This is a genomic window from Mesorhizobium sp. Cs1299R1N1 (genome assembly GCF_037179655.1).
Classification (GTDB): domain Bacteria; phylum Pseudomonadota; class Alphaproteobacteria; order Rhizobiales; family Rhizobiaceae; genus Mesorhizobium; species Mesorhizobium salmacidum.
In genome coordinates this window covers 107,460-126,925 of the sequence record NZ_JAPYKR010000009.1, presented here as the reverse complement: position 1 = coordinate 126,925, position 19,466 = coordinate 107,460, and the positions used below count along the sequence as shown (strand labels likewise).

20 protein-coding genes are annotated in these 19,466 nt (G+C 63.6%); 8 read left to right on the top strand and 12 right to left on the bottom strand.

Features of this window, described 5'->3' with window-relative positions:
* Positions 1-95: 95 nt before the first annotated feature.
* Together O7A70_RS20545 and O7A70_RS20540 are read right to left on the bottom strand one after the other, a co-directional pair.
* Positions 96-1,481, bottom strand: a complete 1,386-nt coding sequence (locus O7A70_RS20545; protein ID WP_337130254.1) for a glutamine synthetase family protein — start codon at positions 1,479-1,481, stop codon at positions 96-98.
* Between the two features lie 32 nt (positions 1,482-1,513).
* Complete coding sequence (locus O7A70_RS20540) at positions 1,514-2,890, bottom strand: aspartate aminotransferase family protein (protein WP_337142011.1); 1,377 nt, start codon at positions 2,888-2,890, stop codon at positions 1,514-1,516.
* A 153-nt stretch (positions 2,891-3,043) separates the two neighbouring features.
* On the opposite strand from O7A70_RS20540, the gene O7A70_RS20535 reads away from it, so the two are divergent.
* Entirely contained in the window at positions 3,044-3,496 is a 453-nt protein-coding gene (locus O7A70_RS20535) for a hypothetical protein (protein WP_337142010.1), read from the top strand.
* A gap of 15 nt (positions 3,497-3,511) precedes the next feature.
* Here the strand turns inward: O7A70_RS20535 and O7A70_RS20530 are convergent, their stop codons facing one another.
* The 4 genes from O7A70_RS20530 to O7A70_RS20515 form a co-directional block, all read right to left on the bottom strand.
* Entirely contained in the window at positions 3,512-4,486 is a 975-nt protein-coding gene (locus tag O7A70_RS20530) for a WD40 repeat domain-containing protein (RefSeq protein ID WP_337142009.1), read from the bottom strand.
* Between the two features lie 94 nt (positions 4,487-4,580).
* Entirely contained in the window at positions 4,581-5,108 is a 528-nt protein-coding gene (locus O7A70_RS20525; protein WP_337142008.1) for a GNAT family N-acetyltransferase, read from the bottom strand.
* Complete coding sequence (locus O7A70_RS20520; protein WP_027142795.1) at positions 5,105-5,383, bottom strand: type II toxin-antitoxin system TacA family antitoxin; 279 nt, start codon at positions 5,381-5,383, stop codon at positions 5,105-5,107. Before O7A70_RS20520 ends, O7A70_RS20525 begins: the two co-directional genes overlap by 4 nt.
* An 80-nt stretch (positions 5,384-5,463) precedes the next feature.
* The gene (locus tag O7A70_RS20515) at positions 5,464-6,528 is read right to left on the bottom strand and encodes a CobW family GTP-binding protein (RefSeq protein ID WP_337142007.1); all 1,065 of its coding nucleotides are present in this window, start codon (positions 6,526-6,528) and stop codon (positions 5,464-5,466) included.
* 420 nt (positions 6,529-6,948) lie between these two features.
* Here O7A70_RS20515 and O7A70_RS20510 point away from each other — a divergent pair, with 420 nt between their 5' ends.
* Positions 6,949-7,419, top strand: a complete 471-nt coding sequence (locus O7A70_RS20510; protein WP_337142006.1) for a MarR family winged helix-turn-helix transcriptional regulator — start codon at positions 6,949-6,951, stop codon at positions 7,417-7,419.
* A gap of 12 nt (positions 7,420-7,431) precedes the next feature.
* Here the strand turns inward: O7A70_RS20510 and O7A70_RS20505 are convergent, their stop codons facing one another.
* Positions 7,432-8,301 carry an AraC family transcriptional regulator gene (locus O7A70_RS20505; RefSeq protein WP_337142005.1) on the bottom strand — a complete coding sequence of 290 codons (870 nt, stop codon included), beginning with the start codon at positions 8,299-8,301 and terminating at the stop codon, positions 7,432-7,434.
* A gap of 53 nt (positions 8,302-8,354) precedes the next feature.
* Between O7A70_RS20505 and O7A70_RS20500 the strand changes: the two genes are divergently transcribed.
* The 5 genes from O7A70_RS20500 (at position 8,355) to O7A70_RS20480 (ending at position 12,660) form a co-directional block, all read left to right on the top strand.
* Positions 8,355-8,762: a DUF2000 family protein gene (locus tag O7A70_RS20500; RefSeq protein ID WP_337142004.1), complete on the top strand. Its 408-nt coding sequence runs from the start codon at positions 8,355-8,357 to the stop codon at positions 8,760-8,762.
* Between the two features lie 455 nt (positions 8,763-9,217).
* Complete coding sequence (locus O7A70_RS20495; RefSeq protein ID WP_181165949.1) at positions 9,218-10,102, top strand: DMT family transporter; 885 nt, start codon at positions 9,218-9,220, stop codon at positions 10,100-10,102.
* 65 nt (positions 10,103-10,167) lie between these two features.
* A complete protein-coding gene (locus O7A70_RS20490; RefSeq protein ID WP_084636511.1) occupies positions 10,168-11,190 on the top strand; it encodes a LacI family DNA-binding transcriptional regulator in 1,023 nt (340 codons plus the stop codon).
* Positions 11,187-12,170 (top strand): 2-hydroxyacid dehydrogenase, encoded by a 984-nt coding sequence (locus O7A70_RS20485; RefSeq protein ID WP_337142003.1) that lies wholly within the window; start codon positions 11,187-11,189, stop codon positions 12,168-12,170. Before O7A70_RS20490 ends, O7A70_RS20485 begins: the two co-directional genes overlap by 4 nt.
* A gap of 85 nt (positions 12,171-12,255) precedes the next feature.
* Positions 12,256-12,660, top strand: coding sequence for a hypothetical protein (locus O7A70_RS20480; protein ID WP_337142002.1), 405 nt, complete (start codon positions 12,256-12,258; stop codon positions 12,658-12,660).
* Here O7A70_RS20480 and O7A70_RS20475 read toward each other — a convergent pair whose 3' ends face one another.
* A complete protein-coding gene (locus tag O7A70_RS20475) occupies positions 12,661-13,434 on the bottom strand; it encodes a gamma-glutamyl-gamma-aminobutyrate hydrolase family protein (protein ID WP_140506725.1) in 774 nt (257 codons plus the stop codon).
* A 263-nt stretch (positions 13,435-13,697) separates the two neighbouring features.
* Between O7A70_RS20475 and O7A70_RS20470 the strand changes: the two genes are divergently transcribed.
* Positions 13,698-14,807: a TRAP transporter substrate-binding protein gene (locus O7A70_RS20470; protein WP_027142806.1), complete on the top strand. Its 1,110-nt coding sequence runs from the start codon at positions 13,698-13,700 to the stop codon at positions 14,805-14,807.
* Between the two features lie 102 nt (positions 14,808-14,909).
* Here the strand turns inward: O7A70_RS20470 and O7A70_RS20465 are convergent, their stop codons facing one another.
* The 4 genes from O7A70_RS20465 to O7A70_RS20450 all read right to left on the bottom strand — a co-directional run bounded on the left by O7A70_RS20465 (position 14,910) and on the right by O7A70_RS20450 (position 19,441).
* The gene (locus O7A70_RS20465; RefSeq protein ID WP_337142001.1) at positions 14,910-15,938 is read right to left on the bottom strand and encodes a zinc-dependent alcohol dehydrogenase family protein; all 1,029 of its coding nucleotides are present in this window, start codon (positions 15,936-15,938) and stop codon (positions 14,910-14,912) included.
* A 22-nt stretch (positions 15,939-15,960) separates the two neighbouring features.
* A complete protein-coding gene (locus O7A70_RS20460; protein WP_337142000.1) occupies positions 15,961-17,748 on the bottom strand; it encodes a TRAP transporter large permease in 1,788 nt (595 codons plus the stop codon).
* Positions 17,748-18,353: a TRAP transporter small permease subunit gene (locus O7A70_RS20455; RefSeq protein WP_337141999.1), complete on the bottom strand. Its 606-nt coding sequence runs from the start codon at positions 18,351-18,353 to the stop codon at positions 17,748-17,750. The genes O7A70_RS20460 and O7A70_RS20455 overlap by 1 nt, the downstream gene beginning before the upstream one ends.
* Before the next feature lie 182 nt (positions 18,354-18,535).
* On the bottom strand, positions 18,536-19,441 hold the full coding sequence (locus O7A70_RS20450) for a branched-chain amino acid ABC transporter permease (RefSeq protein WP_337142278.1): 906 nt from the start codon (positions 19,439-19,441) through the stop codon (positions 18,536-18,538).
* Positions 19,442-19,466 lie beyond the last annotated feature (25 nt).

Below are 19,466 nucleotides of genomic sequence, written 5' to 3'. Positions count from 1 at the left end.
GGAAGGTTCCGCCAATATTTCTATGGGATGGCTGATACGCCACCTCATTTAGATGACGACGGCGAAAAAGTGATCGTCGCCGGGTCACCCAGCCATCAGACTTCGTGCAGGTAAAGGTGATAGTCGAGTTCGCTGACCGTGCGCGCCACGCGCAGGTATTCGGACTGCTTGATCGCCACGAAGGTGCGGTGCAGGTCCTCGCCGAGCGCGCCTTTCAGAAAGCTGGACGCCTTGGCTGCTTCGATGGCGGCGCGCCAATCGGCCGGCATCGTCGTACGGGTGACGGACGCCTCATAGCCATTGCCGGTCGTTTCGGGGCCTGGATCAAGCCCTTCATCGAGGCCTTTGACGATGCCGGCGAGCACCGTCGCCGCAATCAGATAGGGGTTGGCGTCGACGCCGGACGGACGATGTTCGATGCGCCGGTTTTTCGCATCGCCCGCCGGCACGCGCAGCGCCACCGAGCGGTTGTTGACGCCCCAGGTCGGCGCCACCGGTGCATAGGATTGCGAGACGAAGCGGCGCCAGGAATTGGCGTGCGGCGCAAACACCAGCATCGATTCCGCCATGGTCTGGATCAGCCCGCCGAGGCCACGCAGCAGCGGCAACGACCAGTTCTCGCCGGCTGCTTCCGAAAAGACGTTTCGGCCGTCCTTGTCCTGCAGCGAGACATGGAAATGCATGCCGGAGCCGGCATATTTCTCGATCGGCTTGGCCATGAAGCAGGCGGTGACGCCGTGGCGGCGCGCCTGCGCCCGCACCAGCCGCTTCAGCATGACCAGGTCGTCCGCCGCCCGGATCACGTCCTTGCGGTAGTTCAGCGTCAATTCGTACTGGCCAGGCGCATATTCCGAGATCACCGTCTCGGCCGGAATGCCTTGCGCCTTGGCGGCGGCGTAGATGTCGGAGAACAGCGGCTCCATGCCGTGCAGATGGTCGACGGAATAGACTTCCGTCTTGCCCGAGACGCGGCCATCGAGCACCGCGCGCGCCGGCTGCACCTTGCCCTCGGCATCGCGCTCATTGGCCAGCAGAAAAAACTCCAGCTCGAAGGCGCCAGCCGGATGGAGGCCCTTGGCCGCCAGTATGTCGACCTGCCGGGCAAGCGCCAGCCGCGGGTCCGACGACATTGGCTGGCCGTCGAGATGGTGCATCGCCATCAGCACCTGGCCGCGGGGCGGGTTCGTGCCGTAAAGCGGCACCAGCGTGCCGGGAATCGGCCAGGCCCTGAGATCGCCATCGCCGCTGTCCCAGATCAGCCCGGTTTCGTGCACATCCTCGCCGGTGATGTCGAGGCCGAGGATCGAGATCGGCATATGCCGGCCGCCTTCGAAAATGCTTTTCAGCTCATGCCGGCGCACGATCTTGCCGCGCCCGACGCCGTTGGCGTCGGTCAGCACGATATCGAAGGCCTCGACCTCGGGATGGGCGTCGAGGAAGGCTTGCGCCTCGGTGGGCGTCGAGCCCGAAGGTGAAGTCATGATGGAACTCGGGTTTGGCTTGGTGGCTTGTCTCATGCCGCAAGCTTTGCCGCAACCGCGCCAAAAGCGGTGATCAGCCGGTTGACCTGGGCGCCTGACGTTGCCGGCGAGACCAGCATCATGTTGTGGAAGGGTGCGATCAGCACGCCGCGATTGACCAGCGCGACATGGATGGCGGCCTCCAGTTCCGATGCATGCGCACCCTCCGCCTCGGCGCCATTGCGCAGCGGGCCGGGCGCGCAGATGAACTCGACGCGAGCCCCGACACGGGAGATATGCCAGGGCAGACGATAGCGATCGATCACGCCGGTCAGCCCGGCATCGAGCCGCCGCGCCAGATGATCCATGCGGTCGTAATTCTCCTGCGTCATCACCTCCTCGAGCGTGGCGCGCATCGCCGCGAACTGCAGCGGGTTGGCCGACAGCGTCGTGCCCATGCCGGAATAGCCAGGCTCTTTCGTCCTGTTATAGTCGGCATAGCGCGACGCGACCTCCTCGCTCATGCCCCAGACGCTCGCCGGCACGCCGCCGGCAATCGGCTTGCCCAGCACGAACAAGTCCGGCTCCAGCCCATATTTCCTGGTGTAGCCGCCCGGGCCGGTCGAGATCGTGTGCGTCTCGTCGATCAAAAGCAGCGTGCCCGCTTCGCGCGTCAACTTTCGCAGCGCATCATGGTAGCCGGGATCGGCAAGCACCATGCAGGAATTGGTCAGCACCGGCTCCGCGATGACGCAAGCGACATCCCCGTCCTTCAGCGCCGCTTCGAGAGCGGCGACATCGTTGAATTCGATGACCTTGGCCGAGCGGGTCAGGTCGCGGAATTCACCCGCCAGTCCTGGCCGGTTGACGGGCTTGCCGTCGATCAGCCGCACCATCGTCTCGTCCACCGAGCCGTGATAGCAGCCATTGAAGACCAGGATTTTTTCTCTCCCAGTGATGGCGCGGGCGACGCGTAGCGCGAACCGGTTGGCGTCGGTCGCCGTCGTCGCGATCTGCCAGAACGGCAGGCCGAAGCGCTGCTGCAGCAGCGGCCCGATGGCGAGCGCGTCTTCCGAAGGCAGCATGTAAGTCAAGCCGCGCCCAGCCTGGCGGCGAAGGGCGCGTGCCACCGGCGGCGGCGAATGGCCGAACATCGAACCGGTGTCGCCGAGGCAGAAATCGTCGAGCTTGTTGCCGTCCATGTCGGTGATCGTGGCGCCGCGGGCGCTGTCGACCAGGATCGGAAACGGCGTCGGCCAGTCGTTCATCCAGTGCATCGGCACGCCGCCGAAGAAGCCGGGCAAGCCGTTGCCGACCTTGGCCTGCGATTTCGGCCGCGCCTCGCGGAATACGGCACCTTCCGTCTCGCGCAATTGCGCGATGCGGTCGCGGCTGATGCCGCCGATGGTCGTTGAACTGTCGCTGTGCATGAAAACCCCTCTGGCACGTCCCTCTTAGCCAATCCACCTCCGCATCGGCAATTGGCCGCGCGTCCGTTCTGCATTGGCTCAGCCCTAGCTGGCGGCGCTTGACGCTCTGCGCGAAGTCGGCGCCAATGGGAACGGCAATAGGGGGCAAGGGAAATGCGGACGATCATCTGCGTGACGGCACTGTTCCTGTCGGCCGGTACGGCCTGTGCGACCGGCGGCATCTGGTGCTCCGTCGATGATCCACAGGTGAAATTCCAGGTCGATGCCGGCGTCACCACCGGCATGGGGGGCCCGACCTTCAATTTTCGCGGCGACCTGGAGATCAAGGCAGGGCCGGCCGGCGATCAGCTGCGCAAGACCACTTTCGAGAACTCCAATCTCACCCAGTACTGGCTCGACAACAACGAGCTGCGGCTGAACATCTACCACGAGCAGGAGGTGGCCAAGACCTACAGTTCGGTCGAACTTACGATCCTGACCAGGGCCAGCGACGAGGGCGTCTATGATGGAGACTACAAACTCGCCGTCTATGACAGCACGGACGACAAGGACAGCGATGGCAAGCCGGTCGATCTGACCGGCAAGGTTTCCTGCGGCGCCGAGTAATCCGCTGTTTCGAAACTACGCAGTGATGTCGATGACGCCGCAGTCGCCGGCGGCACTGCCGAAGGCGACGCGGCGTTCTTCCTTGTCCCACATCATCGCGGTGATGGCGCCTTTGCCCGGGCGCCGCAAAAGCACTTCCTTGGCGTCGGAAAAGCGCACGGCCATGACCATGCCGTCGTCATAGCCGACGGCGACGACATCCTGGCTCGGGTGGCAAGCGACCGCCGTCACCATGGCGTTGCCCCGGGTGCCGAGTTCCAGCGGCGCCTTGCCCATCGGCCCGTCCTTGGCCGAAAACGGCCAGACGATCGCCGCCGGCGCGCCGGAACTGGCCAGCCACTTGCCTTTCACGCTCCACGACAGGCTTTTGACCTTGCCGGGATAGCCGCTCATGCGCATGTGCTTGCCGTCGGCGAGTTTCCAGCCATGCAGGGCGTTTTCCTGCATGGTGGTAACCAGAAAGGCGCCATCCGGCGAGAAGGTGATGCCGGTGTGGGCGCCCGCCCATTCGAGTTCCACCGGCTTGCCCTCCGCAGCGGGGAAATGCAGCGTCGCGCCATTGTAGCGGGCAACGCCGAAGCGCATGCCCTTGGGCGAGAACGCCAGCCCCTCGACCGAGCGCGGATGGGCAAATTCCCGGGTCTTACCATCGGCGAAGCGCACGAAGGCGGTCTTGCCCGTGGCATAGGCGACGGCCCCTTGCGGCCCGGCGGCAACGCTGGTGATCCATTTCTTGCCGGCGCTCGCCACCTCCTGGGTCTCACCGCCGGCTTTGACGGCAAACACCTTGCCGTCCTCACCGCCGGTGATCAGCCGGTCGTTGGCCGCGTCATGAAAGGCCGCGAGCAGCCCATCATTAGCCTGCACAGTCTTGTGGCCATTGTCGAGCCGATGGATAGCGCCATCGGCCAGCGCGAAATGCGGCACATCGCCAAGGAAGACGGCGGTAACGCAATGGCCTTCGAGATCAAGCGGGGCGACTGTGGACATGATTGTCTTTGTTCAACTGAATGAGATTACAGAGGCGGCTTACTCGACGTCTGCGGTTCCGGCAACCGGCAGATCAATCGGCGAGAGGCTGTCATCAAAGCAGCCCCTTCGCCCGCAGATCGGTTGCGAACGTCGCCAATGGCATCACCAAGGTCAGATCCGATCCATCGAGACGCTCGGCCCCGTAGCTGGCATACCATCGCGCGGCCCGCTCGCTCTTGGCATCGATGATAAGCAGGATGCCGCCGCCTTCGCCAGCAAGTCGCAAGCAGCGCAACGCGGCGGCGCCAAGCAGTTGACCTCCGAGTCCTTGCCTGGCGACGCTGCGGTCGGTCGCCAGCCGGGCAAGCTTGAAGCCGGAGACCTCGTGCCGTGCCAAGCCTCTCGTCATCGTCTCCGGCACGGTTTCATGAGCAATGGCTGACGGCGCGATCGTATAGAAGCCAAAGATCCGCTCCAAAGCCGTATCGTCGATCGCACAGAAAGTCTTGGCGGCATTTTGTTCGTGGCTTTGCCGCGCGAACCGCCGCAGAAAATCGTTCATCTGCGCATCGCCGCAATCGAACGAGGCCCGATCATGGCGTTTCGCAATCGGCTCCTCGTGCCAGGCGGGAAGCGTCACAGAGTATCCGGCAAGGCTGCGATCGCTGCTCGGAGCTTGGCATTGGGTTTCGGCGGGTTCTCCAGCAGATCGAGTATACGTGTGAAATCGCGGTCGGACACTTTCGCAACCTCGGCTGCTTCGATTACGGCCTGTGCTTCCGGAACCACCTTGTTGAGAATGAAGTCGGTAACGTCCTGATGAGATAGCGCGGCGGCGCGCGCGATCATCGCCTTCTGCGCAGGCGCGATGCGGATTTGATAGCGCTCGGTTTTGTTGTCGGCCGACCTGGGCATCAGAAATCTCCTCGGGTCCATGTACACATGATATGTGTACATGGACCTATAGTCAATCTCGAGAGCCCTTCAATACAGCCTTACGAGGCTTGGCAGGCCTCGAAGCTCTTCTTCAGCCGCTCGGCGTCGAGTTCGCGGCCGATGAAGACCAGCCGGCTTTCGTGCTTTTCGCCGTCCTTCCAGGCGCGCTGGTGATCGCCCTCGATGATCATGTGCACGCCCTGGATGACATAGCGCTCATCATCGCCCTTGAGCGCGATGATGCCTTTCAGTCGCAGGATGTTGGGGCCTTCCATCTGGGTGATCTTCTCGATCCAAGGGAAGAATTTCTTCGGGTCCATCTCGCCGCCGCGCAGCGACACCGACTGCACCGTCACGTCATGGATGTCGGAAGGATGCGCGTGATGGTCATGCCCGTCATGATCATGATGGTGGTGATCGTGGCCATCATGGTCGTGATGATCATGATCATGGTGGTCATGTTCGTCATTCGCCTCGAGGAAATGCGGATCGTTTTCCAATGCCCGGGACAGGTCGAAGGCGCCGCGGTCGAGCACTTCCGACAGGTCGACACCGGCGCGCGTCGTACGATGGATCCTGGCCGCCGGATTGATGGCGCGGATCGTCGCCTCGACCTTGGCGAGCTCTTCCGGGGTCACAAGGTCGGTCTTGTTGAGCACGACGACGTCGGCGAAGGCGATCTGGTCCTCGGCTTCCCTGGAATCCTTGAGCCGCAGCGGCAAATGCTTGGCGTCGACCAGCGCCACCACGGCATCGAGCTTGGTCTTGGAGCGCACGTCGTCGTCCATGAAGAAGGTCTGCGCCACCGGCACCGGATCGGCGAGCCCGGTGGTCTCGACGACGATGGCGTCGAAGCGGCCGGGCCGGCGCATCAGGCCCTCGACGACGCGGATCAGGTCGCCGCGCACCGTGCAGCAGACGCAGCCATTGTTCATCTCGTAGATTTCCTCGTCGGATTCCACGATCAGCTCGTTGTCGATGCCGATCTCGCCGAATTCGTTGACGATCACGGCGTAACGCTTGCCGTGGTTCTCCGACAGGATGCGGTTGAGCAGCGTCGTCTTGCCGGCGCCGAGATAGCCGGTAAGAACGGTTACGGGGATCTGCGTCTGTGCGTCGCTCATGGCTTGCCTCGAAATGACTGGCCCTGAAATCCAGGCCGCGAAAGGGATTGTCGGTTCCATATAGGATGTGCGCCGGGCTTTTGCACGGGCCAAACCATGGGCCAAATTTAACGGCTGGGATTCGTTCTGACATCGTGGCCGCGAAAAGCGGTCGTCGCCGCGCGATGGAATGATCAAGGGGGCTTCTTGTCCGGGGCTATCGGTTGCCGGATCGCATTCACGCAGCGGTTGGCCGAATTTCCTGCACGCGAAACTCGTTTGTCATCTAACTGAAATAAACATCTGGCATCACCACGGCGGACACCGCAAATGCTTGCCGGCAAAGCTGTTTCGGATGCCGGAATCTTTTTCGATCGTCGATTGCCAACCGGCCGGCTGCGTCTATGCTGTGCGCACCGGTACGGCCGAAGAGGGATGACCATGGCCAAGGCGGACAAGACTGCAACGATGAGCCGGCTGCATTCGGCGGCAAGGCTGGCAAGGACCGCGCTCGCGGCACGGCTTCTGGCGCACGGCTTCTACGCCGGCCAGGACCAGATCATGCTGTCGCTGGACCGCGAGGACGGCCAGACACCGGGCACTCTTGCCGGGCGTCTCGGCGTGCGTCCGCCGACCATCACCAAGACCATCAACCGGCTGCAGGCGCAGGGCTTTCTGGAAAAACGCGCATCGGAATCCGATGCCCGCCAGGCCCATATCTTCCTCACCGATACCGGCCGTGAAACCATCCGCGCCATCGAGAAGTCGGTGAAGAAGACCGAAAAGCAGGCGCTGAAGGGCCTCGACAAGAAAGACCAGAAGGCGCTGTTCAAGCTGCTCGCCCGTATCGAGGCCAACCTCTCCAACGAGGAACTGGTGTTGATCGACGACGACGCCGAGGCGGACGAATGATCTCTTCGGCTATCAAGCCGCCGCGGCAGCTCCGTGGATCAAGGACGACCAGCGTCCCGGTGTCATGCCGAACGCTTTCTTGAATTGCCTGTTGAAGTGGCTCTGGTCGCTGAAGCCGGCCTCGACCGCGATCTGTGCCAAGGGCTCGCCGGAGGCGATCATCTTGCGCGCGCTCTGAAGCCGGCGCATCACCAGGAAACGATGCGGACTGGTCGAGAAGGCCGCACGGAAATGTCTCGACAGGGCATAGCGGTCGAGACCCGTGATGGCTTCCAACTCGTCCGAACGCACGGGCCGGTCGAGGTTTTCCGTGAGATATTCACGCGCCAGTGTCGCCGCCCGCCACGCCGTCCCGGCCAGTGCCTTTGCCGGCTGCCCGGCATGCCGGGCGAGGCTTTGCATCAGTTGAGCCAGGAAGTCGTCGATGAACAGCTCGTCGAGTTCCCGCTCCAATGGCCCAAGCGCCGAAAGCAGCGTCGCGCAGAAGGCATCGTCGGTCACCACCCCATCCCTGACGAACGGCAGCGCCGTGCCGCCGAGACAGTCGAGCATCAGTGACGGCTCGAGATAGAGCATTCTGTAGCGCAGGCCTTCCTCGGTGCCCGCGCCGCCATCGTGCAATTCGTCCGGATGCAGCACGATGATCTGGCCGGGCAGGCTGTGCCGCGCGGCGCCACGATAGCGAAAGGTCTGCACGCCGCGCAGCGTCACCCCGATCGCATAGGTGTCGTGGCGATGGGGATCGAAGGCGCTGCCGTGAAACCGCGCCTCGATGCGCTCCATCCCCGCAGGGTCGGGAGCCGAGATGATGCAGCTTTCAGCGGCATCGGCGCACAAACGTCCAAGACCCTCGAAGGCCTGGCGGTCTAGTTCGAACGACATCGTCTCCTTCAGCCTCGCAATACGGGGCCTAAACTCGAATGGCGCATTTTCTCATGTTTGATACGAAATTTGCAATCGTACTGCGGGAAGATCTGCCCGTCTGGCAGAAACTCAACGTCACCGCCTTCCTGACCAGCGGCGTCGTCGCGCAATTCCCCGACATCATCGGCGAGCCCTATCGCGACCGCGCCGATAATCTCTACAATCCCCTGTCGATCCAGCCGGTCATCGTACTCTCGGCCGACCATGCGGCGCTTGGTGCGATCCACCGGCGTGCGCTGGAACGCGGCGTCACCACCTCGCTCTATGTCGAGGAGATGTTTTCGACCGGCTTCGACGCCGCCAATCGCGCCGTCTTTGCCGAATTCGCGCCCGAAGACGCCAAGGTGGTCGGCATCGCGCTGCGCGCAGGGAAGAAGATCGTCGACAAGATCACCAAGGGTGCCCACATGCATGCATAGAGGCAAACTCACAAACTCAATCGACTGGCTGCCGCCGATCGAGAAGAGCGGCATACAGTGCCGCCAGCAATGCGAATATCGCCGACACAAGCATCATGGAAAAAAGCGCTGAGCTGAATCTGCAAGAAACAGACCGGCGATGGAGGCGATGAGTGCCCCGCCGCCGATCCTCATTGCGGCGGCTAGTCCTGCGGCGGTGCCAACCAGATCCGGCCGCACCGACAATGCGCCGCTGTTGGCGGCGGGCATGGTCAACCCGTTGCCGGTTGGGCCGTGACATGCCGGACGAGGGCTAAGCCTGTCCCAGGCGTCTTGTTGTGCCAGACGCTTTTGGCTTGCCGGCAAGCGACAATTCCCGCAAAGGTGGGCTCCAGCCCAGCTTTTCCCCCGGCCTGCACGTGAATCCTTCCCAAAGAGATGCAGAAAGCGCGACGCCGCCGGTGGCGATCCTGTGCATGCTGACGACCTATGTCTTCTTCACCTTCCTCGACACCAGCAGCAAATATCTCGTCCTTGCAGGCGTCTCCGTCCTGATCGTCGCCTGGGTGCGCTTTGCCGTGCATGTCGTGCTGGTCGGGGCGCTGCTGCGCGGCTGGCGCGAGCCGGTGCGGTTTCGCCCGGTCAACTTGCCCGCGCATGTGATACGCGGCGCCTTCCTGTTCGGCTCCACCATGTTCAACGTCCTGGCGCTGCGCTCCCTGCAACTGGCCGAGACGACATCGATCTATTTCTTCGGGCCGATGGTGATCACCGCGCTTGCCGGCCCGCTGCTGGGCGAATGGGCCGGTTGGCGGCGTTGGCTGGCGATCCTGGCCGCTTTCGCCGGCGTCTTGATCATCACGAGGCCGGGTGTCGGTGTTTTCGGCGTCGGACATCTCTTCGCGCTCGGCTCGATGCTGTCGAACTGCTTCTATGTCATCATGACGCGCCGCATGTCGGCGACCGAAACGTCGGAAAGCCTGATCCTGTTTTCGGCGCTGGCGCCGGCGGTGCTGCTTTTACCCATGCTGCCGTTCTCCTTCTCCTTGCCGCATGATGGGTGGCACTGGTTCGTCCTGCTCATGCTTGGCGTGTTCGGCGGCGTTGGCCATTGGCTGCTGGTGCAGGCCTATCGGCTGGCGACGACCACGGCTCTGGCGCCCTATCCGTATTCGCAGATGGTGTGGATGATCATTTCCGGCTGGCTTGTCTTCAAGCAGTTCCCCGACCGCTGGACGCTGGTCGGCGCCGCCATCATCGTCGCCAGTGGCCTCTACATCGTCCATCGCGAACACCGGCTCAGGCTCCGCAGCCGCGCGGCCTCGGATGTCGAGGCCGAAGCGCTGGCAAAAAAACTTTGATTTGGCCCCGATCGATGGCATAAGGCCGCCCTTAAACAGTTTAAAAAACGACGGGGAGCGAAAGCCTGGCACAGAAGATCAAGCTGTCGACGATCGCGGATGCGCTCGGCGTGTCCACGGCCACGGTTTCGCTGGCGCTGCGCGACAGTCCGCTGGTCGCCGGCTCGACGCGCGACCGCATCAAGGAACACGCCCGCGCCATCGGCTATATCTACAACCGCCGCGCCGCCAGTCTGCGCACCTCGCGCTCGGGCATTGTCGGTGTCGTCGTGCACGACATCATGAACCCGTTCTTCGCCGAGATCCTGCGCTCGATCGAGAGTGAGCTCGACCGCAGCCGGCAAACCTTCATCCTGTCCAATCATTATGATCAGCTCGAAAAGCAGCGCACCTTCATCGATACGCTGCTGCAGCTCGGCGCCGACGGCGTCATCATGTCGCCGGCCATCGGCACGCCCGCATCGGATATCGTCATGGCCGAGGAGAACGGCTTGCCGGCGGTGCTGATCGCACGCACCGTCGAGGGCGCCGACGTGCCGGTGTTTCGCGGTGACGATGCGTATGGCACGGGCCTCGCCACCAACCACCTGATCTCGCTCGGCCACAAGCGCATCGCCATGATTGGCGGCACCGACCAGACCTCGACCGGGCGTGATCGCTACCAGGGCTATGTCAACGCCATGGAGGCGGCGGGGCTTGAGGTCAGACCGTCCTGGCGCATTGCCGGGCCGCGCACCAAGCAAGCCGGCTTCGAGGCGGCCGGGCAGTTCCTGGCGCTGAAGGACAGACCGACCGCCGCCTGCTGCTGGAACGACCTCGTCGCCATCGGCCTGATGAACGGCATAGCGCGCGCCGGCCTGGTGCCGGGCATCGACATCTCCGTCACCGGCTATGACGATCTCGAGGAGGCGGCGATCGCCACGCCGGCGCTGACCACCGTCTGGAATGGCCAGCGCGAGGTCGGTCGCCGCGCCGCCAGCGCGCTGCTCGACAAGCTCAACGGGCAGACGGTGCGGCCCTCGCAGGAATTGATCAAGCCGGAACTGCATGTGCGCCAGTCGACCGGCAAGCCGGTGGAGCGTGCATGACCAGGGCCAAGGATCTGCAAGCCGTTGCCATTTTGGTGCCGGCGGATTTCAGCGATCACGCCGTCGGGCGTATCGAACGGACCTTCAGGCGCGTCGGCATCGAGCGCGCCGATCCGGCGCTGGTCACCGAGGAGATGCGCCGCGCCGTGCGTGGCATCGCATCCTTTGCCGGCATCAGTGCGGCGATGATGGATGCGTTGCCCAATCTCGAACTCATCGCCTCCTTCGGCGTCGGCTATGATTCGGTCGAGGTCCACCATGCGGCGGCGAAGAACATCATGGTCACCAACACGCCCGACGTCCTGACCGAGGAGGTCGCCGACACCGCGATCGGCCTGCTGATCAACACAATCCGCGACCTGCCGCGCGCCGAGACCTGGCTGCGTGACGGCAGCTGGGTGCGCAAGGGCAACTATCCGCTGAGCCGGCTGACCTTGCGCGCGCGCCGTGTCGGCATTTTCGGGATGGGCCGCATCGGCCAGGCCATTGCACGGCGGCTGGAGGCGTTCGGACTGCCCGTCGCCTATCACAATCGGCGTCGTGTCGAAGGTCTTGCCTACCAGTATCACGCGACGCTGAAGGGCTTGGCCGAGGCAGTCGACACGCTGATTTCGGTGGCGCCCGGCGGAGCATCGACACAGAAAGCGGTCAATGCCGAAATCCTTTCGGCGCTCGGCGCGAACGGCGTCTTCGTCAACATCGGCCGCGGCAGCACCGTCGACGAGGCTGCCCTGGCGGCCGCTCTCGCCGACGGCACCATCGCCGCAGCCGGGCTCGATGTCTTCGCCGACGAGCCGAATGTCCCCAAGGCGTTGCTCGACTTGCCAAACACCTCTCTGTTGCCGCATGTCGGCTCGGCTTCGGAGCACACGCGCCGCGCCATGGCCGATCTGTGCGTCGACAATCTGGTGTCGTGGTTCAGCGAGCGCCGGCCGCTGACACCGGTGCCCGAGACTGTTGACGTGAAGGCACGCGCTTGAGCGCCGGGCTCTGCCCTATTTATTAACGTCTGCTTAACCCTTTGAAATCATTCTTCATCCTGTGTATGCGTGGGTGAAGATCAGGATGAAGACGCTTTCCACATTGATCGGGGCCTCCGCCTTGTTCGGCGGCGTTCAGCTGTTTCATGCCGGCGGTGTTGAAAGCGTCGGCGAAGAGGCTACGCCGTCCAACACCTACAGACTGGTCGCCAATGGCGACGAGGGGGCCTGCGCGGTCACGCGCGGCGCCTCGGTCTCGGATGGCTTGTCGCTGTTGACCGTGGCTCCGAATTGCCGACGGCTCCTGCCGGGCCTCGAGCAGGCGAAATTCTGGCGCGAGCAAAACGACGGAACGGTCGCCTTCAGCGCCGACGGCATCGATCCGATCGTCACCTTCGCCGTGGCTGATGGCAACGGCTACGAATCCTACGCCCCGGCGCTGCCGTTGCTGTCGCTGGCATCAAACGGTGGCTTGAAGCGCGGAGACTGACTACTCAGCCGCGGCCCGTGCGCCGGCTTTCGCCGCCGCGTGCAAACGCACCGCATCACCGAAAGCCCGAAAAATCTTGGCGGAATTGCTGTCCGATTTGACCCAGTATTCGGGATGCCATTGGACGCCGACGGCGAAGGCGCGCGCGCCCTTGACCGAAACCGCTTCGACCGTGCCGTCAGCGGCGACAGCCTCGATCTCGAGCTTCGAGCCCAACCGGTCGATCGCCTGGCGATGCAAGGAATTGACCTTGATGTCGCCCGCGCCGAACACGCCGGCGAGGCAACTGCCTGGCTTGATCGAAATGGTCTGGTGAATGGCGAAGCGCTCATCCTGTTTGTCGCTCACCGCCGCGCGGTGGTCCAGCGACCCCTCGCGCTCCTGGATCTCGGTGCCCAGTGTACCGCCAAGCGCCACGTTCAGCTCCTGGATGCCGCGGCAGATGGCAAGCAGCGGCACGCCGCGCTCGATCGCCTTGCGGATCAGCGGCAGCGTCGTGGAGTCGCGCGCGGTGTCATAGGGGCCATTGGCTTCGCTGGCATCGCCGCCATAGAGTGAGGGATCGACGTTGGATTTCGAGCCGGTCAGCATGACGCCGTCGACCGACGACAGGAGTTCGTCGAAGTCCAGCCGGTCGCCGAACGAAGGCACCAGCAGGGGGAAAACGCCGGCACCTACGATTGCTGCTTCCAGATATTGTTGGGGCGCGGCATGCCAGGTGTAGTTGTCGAATTGACGGACGTCGGTCGATATGGCGACGAGCGGCTGCTGCATTTTGGGTCTGTTTTCCATCTGGCAAGGGATGTCCTGCCTTTAAAATAAGCGATCCCCCGGCATTTTTCCAGCCAAGTTTCAGCGTGTCGCATGGGCCAGGAAACCGCCTGTTAGACTATAGTTGCAGGGTCGCACGGCTTCGCCACCAAATCCGGCCGCGGTGCTGGACTCGACTCCTTGCCCGTGTATTGTTTCGTGCGAACCGATGCGGGGGCCGAGGATTTCCCGAACGTCGGTCTGTTGATCCAAAAGGGAGGAACTGCATGGATCGTCGTTCATTCATCCGCAAGGCCGGCGTCACCGGCGTCGGCGCAGCCGCGGCAGCGGCCACGCTCGCCGCACCGGCAATAGCCCAGTCCAATCCCAAGGTGACATGGCGGCTGGCGTCCTCCTTCCCGAAGTCGCTCGACACCATCTATGGCGGGGCCGAAGTGTTCTCCAAGATGCTGTCTGAAGCCACCGACGGCAATTTCCAGATCCAGGTCTTTGCCGCAGGCGAACTCGTTCCCGGTCTGCAGGCCGCCGACGCCACCACGGCCGGCACGGTCGAGGCCTGCCATACGGTGGCATATTATTACTGGGGCAAGGACCCGACATGGGCGCTGGGTGCGGCGGTGCCCTTCTCGCTCAACGCGCGCGGCATGAATGCCTGGCACTACCATGGCGGCGGCATCGACCTATTCAATGAGTTCCTCGCCACGCAAGGTCTGTTCGGCCTGCCGGGCGGCAACACCGGCGTGCAGATGGGTGGCTGGTTCCGCAAGGAGATCAACACCGTCGCCGACCTCTCCGGACTCAAGATGCGCATCGGCGGCTTTGCCGGCAAAGTGGTGCAGAAGCTCGGCGTCGTGCCGCAGCAGATCGCCGGCGGCGACATCTATCCGGCGCTGGAAAAGGGCACCATCGACGCCGCCGAATGGGTCGGCCCCTATGACGACGAGAAGCTCGGCTTCTACAAGGTCGCCCCCTATTACTACTATCCGGGCTGGTGGGAGGGCGGCCCGACCGTCCACCTGATGTTCAACAAGGCGAAATACGACGAGCTTTCGCCGACCTACAAATCGCTGCTGCGCACGTGCGCCCAGGCCGCCGATGCCAACATGCTGCAGAAATACGACTACGTGAACCCTCCGGCGGTGAAGCGGCTGGTGGCCGGCGGGGCGAAACTGCGTCCGTTCAGCCAGGAGATCATGGCCGCGTGCTTCGAGAAAGCCAACGAGGTCTATGCCGAAATGGAAGCCTCGAACGCGCCGTTCAAGAAGATCTGGGAATCGATCAAGGGCTTCCGCAAGGAGCACTATCTCTGGGCGCAGGTGGCCGAATACAACTACGATACCTTCATGATGGTCCAGCAGCGCAACGGCAAGCTGTAGGCGATCGCACTTTGTTTGTTCGAAAGCCTCGGGGCTTTTCTGTCCCGGGGCTTTTCTTTGCTCAACGGCGACGGCAATTGCCAGACGCCCGAAGCCCGCGCCTCAGCCCAAACCCGGCACCACCAGCACCTTCACTTCGCCTGGAGCCGGCGCGTTGGCGATCACCGTCGGCGCCTCTTCGAGCGTGACTTGCCTGGAGATCAGCCGGTCGATCTCGATCGCGCCCGACGCGATGAGCGCGGCGGCGCGGCGGTGCGTGTAGGGGTTGAGAAACGAGCCCAGCACCTTCAGCTCCCGGAACAGCAGGTCGAAGGGCTCGAATTCCGCCTTCATGCCTTGCGGCGTCACGCCGACGATGACGACGGTGCCGCCGGCCCTTGCCAGCCGCATCGACTGCTCGACGGTCTCGCGCACACCGGCGCATTCGAACACGACGTCGCCGCCGTCAGGCATCAGGCCGGTCGGACCGGCGATGGCGTCGATCACATCGGCGGCGGTGGGATCGACCGTCGCCGTCGCACCGAGTTCCCTGGCAAGCGCGCGCCGCGAGGCTTGCCTTGTCGACAGGATGATGGTGGTGGCCCCGGCAAGCCGCGCCAGTTGAACGGTGAGCAGGCCGATGACGCCGCCGCCGAGCACGACAACCGAACTGCCCGGCTTGATCTCGGCAAGGTCGACGCCGTGCAGGCAGCAGCCGAGCGGCTCGCAGAAAGCGCCATGTGTCGGCTTCATATCCGCGGGAAGAACAAAAGCCTGTTTCTGCGGCATCACCACATAGTCGGCAAAGCCGCCGTCGCGGTGGATGCCGATGGCGGTGAGATTGCGGCACAGATTGACGCGGCCGGCATGGCAGTGGCCGCAGCGTCCGCAGGCAATGTTGGGATCACCAGTGACCCGGTCGCCGACGGCAAAGCCGGAGACGGAGGTGCCGACCGCCTCGATGATGCCGGAGAATTCGTGCCCGGGCGTCACAGGCGGCTTGCAGGGGAATTCGCCGTGGAAAAGATGCCGGTCTGTGCCGCAGACACCGCAGGCCTCGATCCGCACCAGAAGCTCGTCCGGGCCGGGGGCCGGCTTGGCGACTTCGCGTAGCGCGATGCTGCCCACTCTCTCCAGCCGCACGGCTTTCATGGCGTCTTCCCCTCCTCCGAGCTCAGTTGAAATTCGGCGGCTGCGACAGGTCCGGCGTCGGTGTCGCCGGCTTGGCTGGCGGCGTATCGCCGAAATTCGGCGGTTGCGACAGGTCGGGCGTGCCGGGCGTCGCCGGTGCGCCACCGCCATTGGCAGGCGCGCCGCCACCTTCCGGCGTACCAAGCGGCGACAGGCTGGGCATTTCCGGCACCTTGTAGTCGATCGTGCCGGAATCGACGGCCGCGCCCTTGTAGCGCATCACCATTTGCGGGAAGGCGATGGTCAGGCCGATCATGATCACCTGGATGCAGACGAACGGCACCGCGCCCCAATAGATCTGGCCCGTCGTCACCGGCGCGATCTGCTTGCCGGTCAGGCGGTCGAGGTAGGGCACGCGCGAGGCGACCGAGCGCAGGTAGAACAGCGCGAAACCGAACGGCGGATGCATGAAGCTGGTCTGCATGTTGACACCCAGAAGCACGCCGAACCAGATCAGGTCGATGCCGAGCTTGTCGGCGGCCGGCGCCAGCAGCGGCACAATAATGAAGGCCAGTTCGAAGAAATCGAGGAAAAAGGCGAGGAAGAAGACGAGCAAGTTGACGCCGATCAGGAAGCCGACTTCGCCGCCCGGCAGCGAGGTCAAGAGATGCTCGACCCAGATCTGGCCGTTGACCCCATAGAAGGTCAGCGAGAACACCCGCGCGCCGATCAGGATGAACAGCACGAAGGACGACAGCCGCGTCGTCGAGGCCAGCGCCTGCTTGATCACGTCCATCGACAGCCGGCCCTTCATCGCCGCCATCGCCAGCGCGCCGACCGCGCCCATGGCGCCGCCCTCGGTTGGGGTGGCGATGCCGAGGAAGATGGTGCCGAGCACCAGGAAGATCAGCGCCAGCGGCGGGATCAGCACGATCACGACCTGCTGTGCCAGCCGCGACATCATGTTGATGTTCAGGCCGCGGTCGAGAATCGCGACGACGTAGATGAAGATGACGCCGACTGCCGCGCCGAGGATGTCGGCATTGTCGCCATGAGCGGGCACCAGGTAATGGTAGGCCGCATAGGCGATGGTCACGGCCGCTACCAGCGCGATCAGCAAGGACACCACGCCATGGCCGAGTGTCCGCGCCGCGAGCGGCAGGGCCGGCATAGATTTGGGCCGGACGATCGACATGATCACGATGTAGAGCGTGTACAGGCCGGTCAGCACCAGGCCGGGGATCAGGGCGCCGGCATACATATCGCCCACCGAGCGGCCGAGCTGGTCGGCGAGAACGATCAGCACCAGCGATGGCGGAATGATCTGGGCAAGCGTGCCCGACGCCGCGATGACGCCCGATGCCACCCTGCGGTCATAACCATAGCGCAGCATGATCGGCAGCGAGATCAGCCCCATGGCAATGACGGATGCCGCCACCACGCCGGTGGTCGCCGCCAGCAGCGCGCCGACGAAGATCACCGCATAGGCGAGGCCGCCGCGGATCGGTCCGAACAACTGGCCGATCGTGTCCAGCAGGTCCTCGGCCATGCCGGATCGCTCAAGCACGATGCCCATGAAGGTGAAGAACGGGATGGCCAGCAGCGTATCGTTCGACATCACCCGGCTGCCGTAGAAATTGTCCGGCAGCGCATAGAGCAGCGGCCAGGCGAGATTGATCGCGCCGCCCGAATAGGGCGTCAAAAGCACGCCGATGAAGAAGAACATCAGGCCGTTGGCGGCGAGCGAAAAGGCGACGGGATAGCCGATCAGCATGAACAGGATCAGCGAGGCGAACATGATGGGCGCCATGTTCTGGGCGATGAACTCCATCACGAACGCACCTCTTCGGCGAGCGCCTTGGCTTCTTCAGCGAGCGCCTTGGCTTCGAGTTCAGCCTGTTCGTGCACGGAAATGAATGGGTTGGGATCCTCAATGACGCCGCGCATGATGGCGATCTTCTTGATGATCTCGGAAATGCCCTGCAGCGCGAGCAGGAAAAAACCGACCAGCAGGATGGCCTTGGCCGGCCACACGATCAGGCCGCCGGCGTTGGTCGACATTTCACCGCTGTGGAACGACAGCGATACGTAGGGCACGAAATAGAACACCATCAGCGTCACGAACGGCATCAGGAAGAAGACGTGGCCGAAGAGGTCGATCCAGTGCTGCACGCGGCGTGAAAACAGGCCGTAGACGATATCGATGCGGATATGCTCGTTCTGTTTCAGCGTGTAGGCGGCGGCCAGCATGAAGGCGGCGCCGAACAGGTACCATTGCAGCTCGAGCCAGGCGTTCGACGACGTGTCGAACACCTTGCGGATGACCGCGTTGGCCGCACTCACCAGGATCGCCAGCAGGATCAGCCAGGATACCGATTTGCCGATGAACTCGTTCATACGATCGATCGTTCTGGATAGAGCGAGAAGCCCTGCCATGCATTCCTCCCTGATGCGGTGACGCGCGATCCCCCTTTTTGGTCGCGCCGCCTGGCCCAACCGTATGCAGTGCGTGGTCCGGTTGGTCAACAAGAGGAGGAAGGATGCAGGCCATCGGCTCTTGCGGCACGGTGGAAAACCGCAGCCTGACGATACGTCATGCAACCAAAGTCTGATGGGGTTCAGACGACCTTGCCGGTGTCGCGGCCGGCGCCGATCAGGATCAGCATGGCCACCAGGAACAGATACATCCACGCATCGCGCCATTCGACCGGGAAATAGCCGGCCCACAATGATTCGGCCATGCCGAAAGCGGCCGCTCCCAGCGCGGCCCTTGGCGGCGAGAGATAGCCGCCGACAGCCGTCACGAACAGGATCTTCAGGCCGTAGACCAAGCCGGAACCGAAGCTGACATTGCCGTAATAGAGACTGGCCATGACCCCGGCCAGTGCGGCGCAGAAGCCTCCGAACAGCACGGCGCGCCTAAACACGCCACGCACGTCGACGCCGCACAGGGCGGCGGCCCTGGGGTCGTCGGAGACGGCACGCCAGCACCGGCCGAAGTTTGAGTGGGCAAACGCCCATGTAGCGAGTGCGACCGCCGCCAGGACCACGACGCAGTCGAGCACCTGGATCAGCGTCAGCGTCGCCTTGAAACCGGAGCCTTCGGCGAAAACGATGGGTTCGGCCAGCATCGGCGGCAGCCACAGATCATGCGTGTCGGCCGCGATGCGGCTTGCTTCCGACAGGACGATCAGGATGCCGAGCGTCGTCACCACGATGGCATTGGGCGAGCGGTCCGCCAATGGTTCAAAGACGCTGCGTGACAGGACATGGCTGATGAGCGCGGCATAGAGAAACGCCGCGACGACGCCGAACAGCACCGAAGCCAGCAGTGTGAACCACAGCACCTGGTAGCCGAAGGCGACGCTCAGGATCATTGCCTGGCCGCAGAAGGCAAACAGCGCGCCATAGGCGAGGTTGGTGCGGTGCAGGATGCCGTTGGTCAGCACGTAGCCGAAGGCGAGCAGGGCATAAAGCGCGCCCGAATGCAGCCCGTTCAGCACCTGCTGGAAGAAATAGAGCATGCTCGACAACACCAGAAGCATCCCG